Raw genomic sequence first — 14,365 nt, 5'->3', positions numbered from 1 at the left:
CGGGTAATTATTTTCCCAATTGATACCTAAATCAGGATTAGAGCTTTGGCCTTCCTGCCGCTTTAAATCGTTACAAAATCGTTGAAGTTGCTATTCTAAATTTTATAAATTAGCCAAAATTATAATTATGGAAGAAATAACCTGGAACGATTTTGAAAAAGTAGAATTGCGTGCTGGAACAATTTTAGAAGTTTTCGATTTCCCTGAAGCTAAAAAACCTGCCTACAAATTAAAAGTAGATTTTGGTGAGTTCGGAGTAAAAACAAGCAGCGCACAAATTACAAAGCTATATACAAAAGAAGAGTTACCTGGTAAACAGATTATTGGCGTGGTTAACTTTCCAAAAAAGCAAATTGGTAAGTTTATGTCAGAATTTTTAGTAACTGGCTTTGCTGATGAAAATGGAGATATTGTTTTATCTACAGTTCAGGGCAAAGTACCGAACGGGAGCAAGCTTATTTAATTTGCTTATTGCGGGGGCTAACTTAAATAGTTTTGCAGGCATTTCGCTGCTAAACCCGACTGAAACGAGCACGCAGTAAAGTGTAAGGCGGGACTGCTGGTTAGGAATTGCATGACATTTGCTTTTCTAATTAAAATGAGGCACTTCAAAAATCAGTTATAAATTTACCTTTGTGTATGAGTTTTTACGATTTCGAGAATAAAGATAAAGACGCGGAGGATATTCATTATATGAAACTGGCTTTGGCTGAAGCACAAAAAGCAATGGCTGAGGATGAGATTCCGATTGGCGCAATTGTAGTTTCTAAAAACAGAATTATTGGCCGCGGGTATAATTTAACAGAACGCTTTAATGATGTTACAGCACATGCCGAAATGCAGGCTTTTACCTCGGCTAGCCAAACCATTGGCGGAAAATATTTAACTGATTGCACTTTGTACGTTACCATTGAGCCTTGTGTAATGTGCGCTGGCGCCAGTTACTGGACTCAGATAAGCAGAATAGTTTATGGTGCACGCGAAGAAAAAAGAGGTTTTTTATCGAAAGGTGCTAATTTATTACATCCAAAAACTGAACTTAAGGGCGGTATTTTAGCTGATGAATGTGCTGCGCTAATGAAAGATTTCTTTGCCAGGAAGCGATAACACAAATTATTAGCTACTTACTATTAACTGTGTGTACATAACAAAAACATTTGATGATAATAACATGAACAAAACTTAACCTTTGAATGTTATATTTGCTTCAAGAAACATTTTTTAAACTTTAAACATATAAATATTATGGCTTTTGAATTACCTGCGTTACATTACGCAACCGATGCATTAGAACCGCATATTGATAAAATGACCATGGAAATCCACCATGACAAACATCATCAAGCTTATGTTACTAACTTAAATAAAGCTGTTGAAGGAAAGCCTGAGGCTAATTTAAGCATCGAAGAAATTGTAAAAAACATTTCTAAATACCCAGCTGCTGTTAGAAATAATGGTGGTGGTCACTATAACCATTCTTTATTCTGGAACGTTTTAGGTCCGAACAAAGGTGGCGAGCCGACAGGCGATTTAGCTAAAGCAATTAATGCTGCTTTTGGTTCTTTTGCTGATTTAAAAACTAAAATGCAAGAAGCTGGTGCAACTCGTTTTGGTTCTGGTTGGGCTTGGTTATCAGTTGGTGCTGACAAAAAACTTCAGGTTTCTTCTACTCCAAACCAAGATAACCCTTTAATGGATGTAGCTGAAGTAAAAGGTACTCCAATATTCGGTATCGATGTTTGGGAACATGCTTACTACTTAAAATACCAAAACAAACGCCCTGATTATTTAGCGGCAATTTGGAATGCAGTTAACTGGGATGCAGTTGCAGAGCTTTATAAAAAAGCATTGTAATTAACCGTAAAACGAGATAATTAAAGCCTGCAAACTCAAATTTGCAGGCTTTCTTATTAATTAATACCTTCGCATATATTATTTATACAAATGAAAAAGGTTATATTTTTATTCTTAATTGTTATAGGCATAAACAGCTTAGCTACTGCACAACAAAATAAAGTGCCTACTCCTACTGAAATTGCCAAGAAAAATGTAGAAGATTTAGATAAAAAGTTAAAGTTAAATGATACTCAAAAAAGTATTATTTATAGCTTAACTTTTAATCAAGCTAAAGAACAGGCAGATTTGGTGAAGAGACAACAAGCTGGCAACTCTAGAGAGGATGATGCCGACAAATATTATAAACTTCAAAACCAAACTTCTAAAGGTATCCGTGAGGTTTTAAAAGGCGACCAGCAAACCAAGTACGATAAAATTATCGAAGAACGTTTGAGTGGGAAAAGCAACAAGAAAAAGAAAAAAGGGGAAGAAGAAGAGGTTGAAGGCGACATTAATGGCTTATTAATTAAACCTGAAAAGGTTAATTAGTAGCTTTAATAAAGTTAAATACAATGCCAGAAATAATAGTTGGGAGTATTGTAATTTGCCTTTTACTATCTCCGCAACTTTTGGCTGGATTTCTGGCCAAAAGAACAGGACGAAATTTTTGGTTCTGGTTTTTTATATCCTTCTTAATTCCAATTATTTCCCTTATAATTTTAATTTTTATGGAGGATAAAAATCCACAAAGTGAAAGTTATAAACTAGCTGATCATGTTGGAAAAGACAGCGAAAAAATCAATTCTGATTTGATAAGCAACTAAATACCGACCACGTCCTTTTTCTTTCTCTGCTTCATTGCTTTCGGAATAATTTCTAAGATTTCATCTTTTAATGCATTTAGCATTCTCTTTTTGATGAAGTTTTTATGTGTTACCAAACTAATTTCGCGAACAGGCTCAGGTGATTTAAAATGCCTTATTTTATTTGTTTGTTTTGCATTTAATTCGGCAATGGCAAGTTCTGGTAATAAAGTAGCGCCGCCGTTTAAATCGACCATTCTTACCAAAGTTTCTACGCTACCTGTATTGTATTCAAGGCCTTGTAATCTATTATTCTTGGTAGAACGACAAATATTTAAAACCTGATTTCGCATGCAATGACCTTCGTTTAAAAGCCAAATGTTTTCATCGTTTAAATCTTCCGCATCAACCGCTTTCTTTTTATAAAGCTTACTGTTTTTGCTAATGTAACTTACAAAGTTTTCGTAATACATTGGCATTTCGATAATATTCGGGTCAGTTAATGGCGTAGCTAAAATACCGCAATCTAAAACGCCTGTTTTTAAATGCTGAATAATATCTTCGGTAGTATATTCCCAAATCAACAGCTTTAATTCTGGATATTTTTCGAGCATTGCTGATATCACTTCAGGCAGTAAATATGGCGCTACGGTTGGAATAACACCAATTCTTAATTCACCTAAAACATCTTGTTGCTGGCTATTGATCAGCTCTTTTACTTTTCCGCTTTCTTGTAAAATAACTCTTGCCTGCGCTATAATTTGTGAACCAATTTCTGTTGGGCTTACAGGTTGTTTGCTTCTATCGAATATTTTTACACTTAATAATTCTTCGAGTTTTTGCACCTGCATACTTAACGTTGGCTGCGTTACAAAACACTTATCAGCAGCAGTTACAAAACTTCTATAAGTATCTACGGCCACAATATATTCAAGTTGAACTAAAGTCATATAGGTAAAATTGATTTATAATTTCAAATATATAAATTTCATTTATAACTTATTCTAAACAAAAATCATTTATTAAAATAATGTGCTAGTGAAAGAACTAACTATGAGCAAAAACAATTAAACTCTACAGATTTACTTTCTTAAACTACATTAAGTTTTTTAAGTTTCTGAATGTGGAACTTTACATCGCAAATAAAAAACAAAAACATGGAAAGTAGAATTGACATTCAAAAAATTGAGCCTGCAGCTTACCAGGCTATGTATGCCTTAGAAAAATATTTAGCTTCAAGTTCCTTAACTCCTACTCATAAAGAGTTAATTAAATTAAGAGCATCACAAATTAACGGTTGCGCATTTTGCATAAATATGCACAGTACCGATGCCCGTAAGTTAGGCGAAACCGAGCAAAGAATTTACTTATTAAATGCCTGGAAGGAAACAAATCTTTATACAGAAGAAGAGCAAGCGATTTTAGCATTAACAGAAGAAGTAACCTTAATTACAAATCACGTTTCTGATGCTACTTACCAAAAAGCAGCAAATCTTTTTGATGAGCATTATTTGGCTCAAATAATTATCGCAATTGTAACCATTAATGCATGGAATAGAATTGCGATCACTTCGAGAACTATGGTAGGATAATATTCGATAACATTTCGCCTGGGTCGGCAAAAACTCAGGCGATTTATTTCTTTTTATTAAGTTCTATCAAACTTAAATAAACTAACCTGGCAACGGCTTTAGCGCCTTCGGGCTGAAAATGTGTATTATCTTTCTGTCCTTTCGGATAAGCTTCGTATTTGCCAGAATCGAGGTTCATAAAATAGTTTTTAGAAACAAAGTCTTGACCTTTTTGAGTAAAAAATGTTGCAGAAAGTGTAGTTAAATCAATAACATGAACATTTAGTTCGTTTGCAACATCTTTTACCGCTTGCGGATAATCACCATGGGCACTTCCTAAAACGCCATCTTTCCAAGGGTAGTTACGAGTAACTGGAGTGATTAAAACTGGGAAGGCTCCCTTATCCCGACTTTCTTTAACATACATTCGAAGGAAATTTTTATAGCCTGGTATATCTACATATCGTTCGGGCTTATCTTTTGCCGCATCATTATGACCAAACTGAATTAAAACCAAATCATTTTTTTGCAAAACACTTTTAACCTCTTGCCATCTTCCCTCTTCGAAAAAAGTTCTGGTACTTCTACCGCCTTTAGCTTTATCTATAACAAGCACCGTATCACTCTTTATTAATCTATTTAATTTTTTAAGGCTATCGCGATGCAGAAATTGTTGAAAAACCTGACCCCAACCTGTAATGGGATATTTCTTTTGGAGGTAATCAGATTCCTGAGTGTAATCAGCAACGGTAGAATCACCAATCAGATAAACATGAACTGGCCTTGACTTAAATAAGAAGGCCGATAGTGAAAGAAAACACAAGAAGCAAAAGGCGATTAAAGTAAATCTTCTATTTTTATTCATGGTAATGATTTTAAAAATCCAACTATCAACTAATCACATTCGTTACAACAAGGTTACTCCATTTTTAAATTTATTACAATCTTTATTGTGCAATCGTTCCCGTTATCGTTTGCGATGTTTAATTTGTCAATAATATATTTAGCATCAAGTTTTATGTTTAAAATTGTTCATCATATATTATTAAAACACGGCTGCGTTTAACATTAAAAAACTCGCAGCCGATTTTATTTTCTTCTAACCAAATTCTTATATGAAAATTTCATTCTTTTTATTTCTGCTAACAATTTGCCTAACGGCTAATGCATTAGAAATTAAACCCGATTTTATAGTTAGTGCCCACGGTAGCGGAAACTTTAAAACTGTTCAGGAGGCCATTAATGCTGTACCCGATTTTAGAAACAAAACCACTACAATTTTTATTAAGAAAGGCATTTATAAAGAGAAATTGATTTTAGCTGCTTCAAAAAAGAACGTAAAGTTTATTGGAGAAGATTTATATAAAACCATTTTAACTTATGATGACTACAACCAAAAGAAAAATATTTTTGGCGAAGAGAAAGGCACATCTGGTTCATCGAGCTTTTACATTTATGGCGAGAGCTTTTCTGCAGAAAACCTAACTTTCGAAAACTCGTCGGGCCCTGTTGGACAAGCTGTTGCAGTTTGGGCTGGAGGCGACAAACTAATCTTTAATAATTGCAGGTTTTTAGGCTTTCAGGATACACTTTATACTTACGGCGGTAATAATCGCCAATACTACAAAAACTGTTATATAGAGGGCACGGTAGATTTTATATTTGGTGCTTCAACTGCCTGGTTTGAGAATTGTACACTTTACTGTAAAAAAGCAGGTTATATTACAGCTGCATCAACAGCAGATACAACGAAATTTGGTTACGTGCTAAACAATTGCAAAATAAAAGGTGATGCACCTGCTAGTAGTTTCTACTTAGGCAGGCCATGGCGACCGTATGCGAAAGTTGTTTACCTGAATTGCGAACTGCCTGATCTTATCTATGCTGAAGGATGGAATAATTGGAGTAAAGAAAGCAACGAGCAAACTGCTTATTATGCTGAATATAAAAGTACTGGAAAAGGTGCTAATAGTCAGAAAAGAGTTAAGTGGTCGCATCAGTTAACAAATGATGAGTATAAAGCCTACACTTTGGAAAACGTTTTCCGTGGATGGAATCCAGAAGGAAAATAAAACTATAAACAACTAATTAACAAATAGTTAAAACAACAAACACTAGTAAAAAAGCCTTTTTCTTTGGCAACGATTGCATAGATTTTTCTTCTATTTTACCGTTAAAGACCGTACACTTGTTTTACAATAACCAAGTATAATTTAACGTAGCAACTAATGAAACATTTAATAGGTCGTTTACACCCCCGTAAAGCAGCTTTAGCCTCTCTAATTTTACTCTCTGTAAGTGTTTCGATGGTAAGAAGTCAAACTTTACCAGTAATTAAGCAGGTTACATTTAAAAAAGATACTACAAGCATTGTTAATTTCGGTGCCAAAGGCGATGGCGTAACTTTAAACACAGTTAGCATAAATAAAACAATTGCAACGGTTAGTCAAAAAGGTGGTGGTGTTGTATTAATCCCATCGGGTTTATGGTTAACTGGCCCTATTGAATTAAAAAGCAATGTTAACTTACATTTAAAACGCGATGCGATTCTTCAGTTCACTGATGATTTCAATCAATATAAACTAGTAGAAGGCAACTGGGAAGGCCAGCCAGCCTGGCGCAATCAAAGTCCTATTTCTGGAACTAATCTCGAAAACATAGCCATTACAGGTTCAGGCATTATAGATGGAAACGGCGGCGCTTGGCGCATGGTTAAAAAAGATAAACTTACTGAAACACAATGGAAGAAATTGGTTTCTGGTGGCGGGATAATTAGTGAAGACGGCAAATTATGGTATCCATCTGCAAAAACTGTAAAAGGTTCTAAAACCAAAAATGCAGGCGTTATTGTAGCAGGCAAAACAGCCGCGGATTATGAAGATATTAAAGATTTCTTAAGACCAAACTTATTGGTTTTAACCAGCTGTAAAAAAGTTCTTTTAGAGGGTGTTACTTTTCAAAACTCGCCCGCATGGAACTTGCATCCACTAATGTGCGAGGATTTAACTTTGAGGAATTTACAGGTTAAAAACCCATGGTTTGCACAAAACGGGGATGGTGTAGATGTAGAATCTTGCAAAAATGTATTAATAGAAGGCAGCACGTTTGATGTTGGCGATGATGGGATCTGCATTAAATCGGGCAGAGACGAATCTGGCCGAAAACGAGGTATGCCAACAGAGAACGTGATCATCAGAAATAATGTTGTTTACCATGCGCATGGTGGCTTCGTAATTGGAAGCGAAATGAGTGGTGGTGCAAGAAATATTTGGGTTTACGATTGCTCTTTTATTGGTACTGATATTGGTTTACGCTTTAAAACAACCCGCGGTCGTGGTGGTGTAGTCGAAAATATTTATGTAAACAACATTAATATGATCGATATTCCAGGTGAAGCCATTCTATTTGATATGTACTATGCAGCTGTAGATCCAGTTCCATTAGCTGGTGAAAAAAGAGAGGCTATAAAAACGATAACGGTACCTGTTACAGAAGCAACACCTCAATTTAAAAATATGCACATTAAAAATGTAGTAGCCAATGGCGCCGAAAAGGCAATATTTTTTAGAGGATTACCTGAGATGAACATTAAAGATATCCATTTAGAAAATATAACTATTCAATCGAAAAAAGGAATTGAGATTATAGAAGCCTCTGGCATCTCCCTAAAAAATGTTAATGTAATTACTGAAGATACCAATCCGATTTTAAGTGTTCAAAATGGCACAAACATCAGCATCAATGGCTTAAAATATAAAAACGGGAGCGAGTTGCTTTTTAATATCAGTGGCGAAAAAACTAAGGGCATTAAAGTAAGTGGCACGGATGTTTCTAAAGCAAAAAAAACATCTGTATTTAGTGAGGAAGTAAATAAAACGGCATTAGAGATTTCTAAATAATATGAAAAAATTTATCATACAAGCCACTTCGATATTAACTGTTTTAACGGTTCTATGTACTGGCGTTTTTGCACAAAAAAAATTATCCGAGCAGTTAACCTTAACTGCAATGGAAACCCTGTTTCAAGATACAACAGTTCTTAAAGATGCCAAAGGCCCAAGATGGAGTTATGATATGGGCGTTGTTTTAGAAGGTGCCGCACAGGTTTGGCGCAATACTGGTAATGGCGATTATTTCAAATACATCCAATCTTCTATGGATGCTTATGTTGATAAAACTGGAAGTATTAGAACTTACAAAAGCGAAGATTTCAATATCGATAATATAAAAAATGGTCGATCTTTATTATTGCTTTATAAAGTTACGGGGCAACAGAAGTATTTAACTGCTGCTACTCAATTATACAATCAGTTGCAACAACAACCTCGCACAAAAGCGGGTGGTTTTTGGCACAAGAAAATTTATCCGAACCAAATGTGGTTGGATGGTTTATATATGGGCGAGCCCTTCTACGCAGAATACGCAGCATTAATGAGAAAAGATTCGGCTTTTAATGACATTGCCAATCAGTTTATTTTGATGGAAAAAGTTTCCAGAGATACAAAAACAGGCCTACTTTATCATGGTTACGATGAAAGTAGATTGGAGAAATGGGCAGACCCAACTACTGGTAAATCACCTAATTTTTGGGGTAGAGCAATGGGTTGGTACATTATGGCTCTTGTTGATGTTTTGGATAATTTCCCTAAAAACCATCCAAAAAAAGCAGAATTAATCGCAATTCTAAATCGTACGGCTATTGCAACAGTAAAGTATCAGGATTCGAAATCTGGCGTATGGTTCGATATTATGGATATGCCAACGCGTAAAGGCAATTATTTAGAGAGCTCTGCATCGAGCATGTTTGTTTATGGCTTGGCTAAAGGCGTTAGAAAAGGTTATTTACCACAATCTTTTATGGTAGCTGCAAATAAAGGCTATGCAGGTTTAAAGAAAGAATTTATAGAATCGGCAGGCGATGAAAGAGTAAATTTAACTAAAACGGTTTCTGTTTCGGGTTTAGGTGGAAAACCTAAATATCGTGATGGCAGCTTTGAATATTACATCAGTGAAAAAGTAATTACTAACGATCCGAAAGGCGTTGGTTCATTTATTTGTGCAGCGGCAGAAATGGAAATCGATGCTTTACCTAAACCTGGAAAAGGTTTAACTGTAACAGTAGATAACTTTTTCAATAATGAATATATGAATGGCCCTACCAGCGATAAAATTCCTTTTCATTACCTGTGGAATGAGGATGACAATAACGGCTTCTCTCTGTTTGGAAAAGTCTTTAACGATGCGGGCGTTAAAACCTCAACACTTTCAACTGCTCCAACTACTACAAATTTAAAGGGCTCGAACATTTATATCATTGTAGATCCAGATACAGAAAAGGAAACTGCAAATCCAAACTTTATGAATGCTGCACATGCAAAGCAGATTAGCGAATGGGTAAAAGCAGGTGGCGTTTTAGTGTTATTATTAAATGATGTTGGTAATTGCGAAATCACAAAGTTTAATGTTTTACCAGAAACTTTCGGCATCCATTTTAATGAAGATAGCCGCAACAAAGTACAAGGATTAAACTTTGAGCAGGGTGCAATAAAAATTCCTGCGGGAAACAGCATTTTCAAAACAGCAAAGAAAGTTTATATCAAAGAGATTTCTACAATTACCGTAAAAGCCCCTGCTGTTTCTGCATTGACAGATAATGGTGATGTAGTTATTGCTACTGCAAAATATGGCAAAGGAACAGTTTTCGCTGTTGGCGACCCTTGGTTTTACAATGAATATATCGATGGCAGAAAGCTACCAAAAGACCTTGAAAACTTTAAAGCAACCAACGATTTAGTAAACTGGTTAATTAAACAGGTTCCTGTAAAGAAATAGTAATCCACTACAACAATGAACAGATTAAAAACATTTCTCTTGTTTGCGTTAAGTATATTACTAACGTCTTGTTATGCACAAACGCCAACAGATTCTGTTGCTGATAAAATGCTGGCTTATCAATTAAGTAACGGTGGCTGGCCAAAGCAACTCGAAGATAAAAGTGTTGTGAACTATGGCGCCACCTTAACGCCCGAACTGAAAGAAAAAATAAAAGCAACAACCGATTTGCATGCAACTTTTGATAACAAAGCAACAAGTCGTGAGGTTATTTACCTGGTAAAAGCATATAAAAAAACGAACAATAAAGCCTATCTAACTGCTGCTGAAAAAGGTTTAGACTATATTTTAATTGCACAATACCCAAATGGTGGCTGGCCGCAATACTATCCTGATAAGGCTCTTTATCGTACTGAAATTACCTACAACGATGATGCGATGATTAATATTTTAAATATTCTTCAAGACATCGCCACAAAATCGAATGATTTTGATGTTGTAAATGCGAACTACATTAAAAAAGCCGAAAAAGCAGTTGCAAAAGGAGTTGATTGCATTTTGAAAACACAGGTTAAACAAAATGGAAATCTAACAATTTGGGGTGCGCAATATGATAAAGATTCTCTACTTCCAGCCAAAGCGAGGGCTTTCGAACCCGCCTCATTAAGTACAAGTGAATCTGCGAATATTGTTCGTTTCCTGATGCGTTTCAATAAACCATCAGCAGAGATAAAAAATGCGATTACTGCAGCCGTAAAATGGTTCGTAGATTATAAAATTACAGGTTACAGGTTTGATAGAGAAAAAACTTCATCGGGCTTAGTTGCTGATAATACGGCTACTTCCTGGGCTCGCTTTTATGATTTGAACAAGAACATTCCAATTTTTGGAGATCGCGATAATACCATAAAACTCAAACTTGAAGATTTAAGCCCAGAGCGCCGAAATGGCTATGCGTGGTATGGCAACTGGGGTCAAAAACTGATCGAAAAAGAATATCCGAAATGGTTAACCATGAACAGTACAAAATAATTAAAAACTCGTCGCAGACGGCAAAATGAAAAACAAATGATTTTAAGCAGAGAAAATTTAAAAAACATAAATGGGGAAAATGTTAAAGTACCTGCGGTAGAACTTTTAGAATTGCCTGAAAGAGTAATTCAATTTGGAACAGGTGTTTTACTTCGTGGCTTACCCGATTATTTTATTGATAAAGCCAATAGAAACGGTGTTTTTAACGGCCGCGTTTTAGTTGTAAAATCTACTTCTCAAGGCGGTGCAGATGCTTTTTCTAAACAAGATAATCTTTATACTCTTTGTGTAAAAGGAATTGAAGACGGCATAAATGTTGAAGAAAATACAATTAATTCTTCAATCAGTCGGGTTTTATCAGCAGCACAAGATTGGCCTGAAATTTTAAAAGCAGCACACAATCCTGATTTGCAAATTGTAATTTCAAATACAACTGAGGTTGGAATTGTTTTAAGTGAAGACAAAATAACGGATAATCCACCTCAATCTTATCCAGGTAAATTGCTTGCATTTTTACACGAAAGATATAAAGCTTTTAATGGTTCGGCAGAAAGTGGAATGGTTATCGTACCAACTGAATTAATAAGCGATAATGCAGATAAATTAAAAGACATATTATTAAAATTATCGGTTCAAAATAAGTTAAGCTGGGATTTCGAACAATGGTTAAAAACCTCGAATCACTTTTGCAAATCTTTGGTCGATCGCATTGTTCCAGGCAAACTTCCTGCAGCAGAACAAAAAGCAATTCAAACGCAATTGGGTTACGAAGATGAGTTGATGATTATGGCTGAGCCTTTCAGACTTTGGGCTATCGAATCATCAAATCCAAAAGTGAAGGAAATTCTATCTTTTGAAAAAGCAGACAAAGGAATTTTCATTGTTCCATCTATCAATAAATTTAAAGAGTTAAAGCTTCGATTATTGAACGGAACACATACGTTGAGCTGTGGCTTAGCCATTTTAGCAGGTTTTGATACCGTTAAAGAAGCAATGGCGAATGAGGCTTTTGCTAGCTATGTTTCCAACTTAATGCAACAAGAAATTGCACACTCTTTAGAAAACGACGACATTACTTATCAAGATGCAGTTGATTTTGCTTCAAGTGTAATCGATCGTTTCAGTAACCCATCTTTAGAACATAAATGGCAAGCAATTACGCTAAATTTCACTTCTAAAATGCAAATGCGTAATATGCCATTAATCAGAAAATATTATAGTCAAAAAAATGAAGTGCCACCACTTATTGCACTTGGTCTTTCTGCATATATTATCTTTATGAACACAACAAAAGACGGCGCAAATTACATTGCAAATGTAAAAGGTAAGGCTTATCCCATTCAGGATGAATTTGCCGAAATTTTATACGATTATTGGCAAAATCCTGAAACTGCAATTGATAATATTTTAGGCGACAGGCGTTTGTGGGATAAAAACTTAAACAACTATCCTGGCTTTAATGCTGCAATAAAAAATTACGTTGATTTACTACAAAACGCTGGAGCAGAAGAAACATTAAGTAACTTGCATACAGAAAGAACAATTTAAAAATGGTTACAAGAATTTTAAAAATTCACCCGAACGATAATGTGTTAGTTGCCTTACAGGATTTGGCAAAAGGAGAAACGATTATTCATGATGGGCATGAGTATACTTTACAGGATGATATTCAGGCAAAGCATAAATTTTTTATGCAGGATATGAATGCTGGCGATCACATTATTATGTATGGCGTGTTAGTTGGAAAAGCACAACACTTCATATTAAAAGGCGGTTTAATGGATACAGAGAACACGAAACATGCTTCTGATCCGTATGAATTTCGCCCCTATAATTACGAGTGGCACGCACCAGATGTTTCTAAATTCGAAGGCAGAACTTTCAATGGTTATGTCCGTAACGATGGTCGTGTTGGAACTGCAAATTACTGGCTTTTCATTCCAACAGTTTTTTGCGAAAACCGAAATTTAGATGTAATCCGTGAGGCTTTACACAATGAGTTGGGTTATGCTGTTACTGATAAATACAAATCATATACACATCAACTGGTTGATGCATACAAAAACGGCGAAAGTTTAGCTGAGGCAGATACAAGCGCCATCGGAAATGCAAATCCAGCTGCAAATAGAATCTTCAAAAATGTTGATGGAATCAAGTTTTTAAACCATCAAGGCGGATGTGGTGGTACACGCCAGGATGCAGCAGTTTTAAGCAAATTATTGGCGGCGTATGCCGATCATCCAAATGTAGCTGGTGTTACTGTTTTAAGTTTGGGTTGCCAGAATTTGCAGGTGCAAGATTTTATGGACGACTTAAAACACCGCAGTCCTAATTTCGATAAACCGCTTTTTATCTTCGAACAACAACAATCGCAAAGCGAAGAACAATTAGTTAAAGAAGCTATCCGTAAAACATTTATTGGTTTAACTGAAATCAACAAAATCGAGCGTCAGCCAGCACCATTAAGCAAGCTTGTTTTAGGCGTAAAATGTGGTGGCAGCGATGGCTTTAGTGGCATTAGCGCTAATCCAGCTGTTGGTTACACATCCGATTTATTGGTTGCATTAGGCGGAACCGTTTTACTTGCAGAATTTCCTGAGCTTTGCGGTGCCGAACAACAATTAATCGATCGTACAAAAGATGAAACTGCAGCTCGCAAATTTATCCAGTTAATGACTGCTTATAATCAGGCTGCGGAAAATGTTGGCTCAGGATTTTTCATGAATCCATCACCAGGAAATATTAAAGACGGTTTAATTACCGATGCAATAAAAAGCACTGGTGCAGCAAAAAAAGGCGGAACTTCTCCTGTAGAAGATGTTTTAGATTACACCGAACCTGCTACAAAACCAGGCTTAAATTTAGTTTGCACACCAGGAAATGATGTGGAAGCAACCACAGGAAAAGCAGCTTCTGGCGCTACATTGATTTTGTTTACTACAGGCTTAGGTACTCCCACAGGAAATCCAGTTTGCCCAACCATTAAAGTTGCAACAAACAACAAGTTAACCAAACGCATGGGCGACATCATCGACATTAATTGCGGACCAGTTATAGAAGGCGAAAAAACCATTGAGGAAATGGGAGCAGATATTCTGGAATATTGCATTAAAGCAGCCAGCGGTGAAGTTATTCCAAAAGCGGTTTTGCTTAATCAGGATGATTTTATACCATGGAAACGTGGTGTTAGTTTGTAAGAAAGCAAGCGCCGATGTATGAAGCAATCTTCCATAAAAACAGACTGCTTCATACTTCGTAATGAATAACCAAATAGAATATTAACAGATAGAA

The 14,365-nt window shown here is 35.8% G+C and carries 14 protein-coding genes; 12 read left to right on the top strand and 2 right to left on the bottom strand.

What is annotated here, in order from left to right; translation table 11 throughout:
• Nucleotides 1-127 precede the first annotated feature (127 nt).
• The 5 genes from ACZZZI_RS11155 (at nucleotide 128) to ACZZZI_RS11135 (ending at nucleotide 2,660) form a co-directional block, all read left to right on the top strand.
• Complete coding sequence (locus ACZZZI_RS11155; RefSeq protein ID WP_316755186.1) at nucleotides 128-463, top strand: tRNA-binding protein; 336 nt, start codon at nucleotides 128-130, stop codon at nucleotides 461-463.
• A 176-nt stretch (nucleotides 464-639) separates the two neighbouring features.
• Nucleotides 640-1,107 (top strand): nucleoside deaminase, encoded by a 468-nt coding sequence (locus ACZZZI_RS11150; RefSeq protein WP_463489463.1) that lies wholly within the window; start codon nucleotides 640-642, stop codon nucleotides 1,105-1,107.
• A 138-nt stretch (nucleotides 1,108-1,245) separates the two neighbouring features.
• Entirely contained in the window at nucleotides 1,246-1,854 is a 609-nt protein-coding gene (locus ACZZZI_RS11145) for a superoxide dismutase (protein ID WP_344768042.1), read from the top strand.
• A 90-nt stretch (nucleotides 1,855-1,944) separates the two neighbouring features.
• Complete coding sequence (locus tag ACZZZI_RS11140) at nucleotides 1,945-2,385, top strand: hypothetical protein (RefSeq protein WP_344768044.1); 441 nt, start codon at nucleotides 1,945-1,947, stop codon at nucleotides 2,383-2,385.
• Nucleotides 2,386-2,408: 23 nt separating this feature from the next.
• A complete protein-coding gene (locus ACZZZI_RS11135) occupies nucleotides 2,409-2,660 on the top strand; it encodes a hypothetical protein (RefSeq protein WP_316755180.1) in 252 nt (83 codons plus the stop codon).
• Here ACZZZI_RS11135 and ACZZZI_RS11130 read toward each other — a convergent pair.
• Entirely contained in the window at nucleotides 2,657-3,589 is a 933-nt protein-coding gene (locus ACZZZI_RS11130; RefSeq protein WP_316755179.1) for a hydrogen peroxide-inducible genes activator, read from the bottom strand. The two genes, ACZZZI_RS11135 and ACZZZI_RS11130, sit on opposite strands and share 4 nt — an antisense overlap.
• Nucleotides 3,590-3,796: 207 nt before the next feature.
• On the opposite strand from ACZZZI_RS11130, the gene ACZZZI_RS11125 reads away from it, so the two are divergent.
• Nucleotides 3,797-4,231 (top strand): carboxymuconolactone decarboxylase family protein, encoded by a 435-nt coding sequence (locus ACZZZI_RS11125; RefSeq protein ID WP_463489462.1) that lies wholly within the window; start codon nucleotides 3,797-3,799, stop codon nucleotides 4,229-4,231.
• Nucleotides 4,232-4,274: 43 nt separating this feature from the next.
• Here the strand turns inward: ACZZZI_RS11125 and ACZZZI_RS11120 are convergent, their stop codons facing one another.
• Nucleotides 4,275-5,075 carry a rhamnogalacturonan acetylesterase gene (locus tag ACZZZI_RS11120; protein WP_463489461.1) on the bottom strand — a complete coding sequence of 267 codons (801 nt, stop codon included), beginning with the start codon at nucleotides 5,073-5,075 and terminating at the stop codon, nucleotides 4,275-4,277.
• Between the two features lie 250 nt (nucleotides 5,076-5,325).
• Here ACZZZI_RS11120 and ACZZZI_RS11115 point away from each other — a divergent pair, with 250 nt between their 5' ends.
• The 6 genes from ACZZZI_RS11115 to ACZZZI_RS11090 all read left to right on the top strand — a co-directional run bounded on the left by ACZZZI_RS11115 (nucleotide 5,326) and on the right by ACZZZI_RS11090 (nucleotide 14,271).
• Nucleotides 5,326-6,282: a pectinesterase family protein gene (locus ACZZZI_RS11115; protein WP_463489460.1), complete on the top strand. Its 957-nt coding sequence runs from the start codon at nucleotides 5,326-5,328 to the stop codon at nucleotides 6,280-6,282.
• 156 nt (nucleotides 6,283-6,438) lie between these two features.
• Nucleotides 6,439-8,109 carry a glycoside hydrolase family 28 protein gene (locus tag ACZZZI_RS11110; RefSeq protein WP_463489459.1) on the top strand — a complete coding sequence of 557 codons (1,671 nt, stop codon included), beginning with the start codon at nucleotides 6,439-6,441 and terminating at the stop codon, nucleotides 8,107-8,109.
• Between the two features lies 1 nt (nucleotide 8,110).
• The gene (locus ACZZZI_RS11105) at nucleotides 8,111-10,042 is read left to right on the top strand and encodes a glycoside hydrolase family 88 protein (RefSeq protein WP_463489458.1); all 1,932 of its coding nucleotides are present in this window, start codon (nucleotides 8,111-8,113) and stop codon (nucleotides 10,040-10,042) included.
• A gap of 15 nt (nucleotides 10,043-10,057) precedes the next feature.
• The gene (gene pelA / locus ACZZZI_RS11100) at nucleotides 10,058-11,074 is read left to right on the top strand and encodes a pectate lyase (protein WP_463489457.1); all 1,017 of its coding nucleotides are present in this window, start codon (nucleotides 10,058-10,060) and stop codon (nucleotides 11,072-11,074) included.
• Nucleotides 11,075-11,110: 36 nt separating this feature from the next.
• Entirely contained in the window at nucleotides 11,111-12,622 is a 1,512-nt protein-coding gene (locus tag ACZZZI_RS11095) for a tagaturonate reductase (protein WP_463489456.1), read from the top strand.
• A 2-nt stretch (nucleotides 12,623-12,624) separates the two neighbouring features.
• On the top strand, nucleotides 12,625-14,271 hold the full coding sequence (locus tag ACZZZI_RS11090; protein WP_344768062.1) for a UxaA family hydrolase: 1,647 nt from the start codon (nucleotides 12,625-12,627) through the stop codon (nucleotides 14,269-14,271).
• The last annotated feature ends 94 nt before the right edge of the window (nucleotides 14,272-14,365 follow it).

It is taken from the genome of Pedobacter sp. AC190, assembly GCF_979258025.1.
The sequence above is the reverse complement of the archived record's forward strand: the minus strand, read 5'-3'. Positions and strand labels throughout refer to the sequence as shown.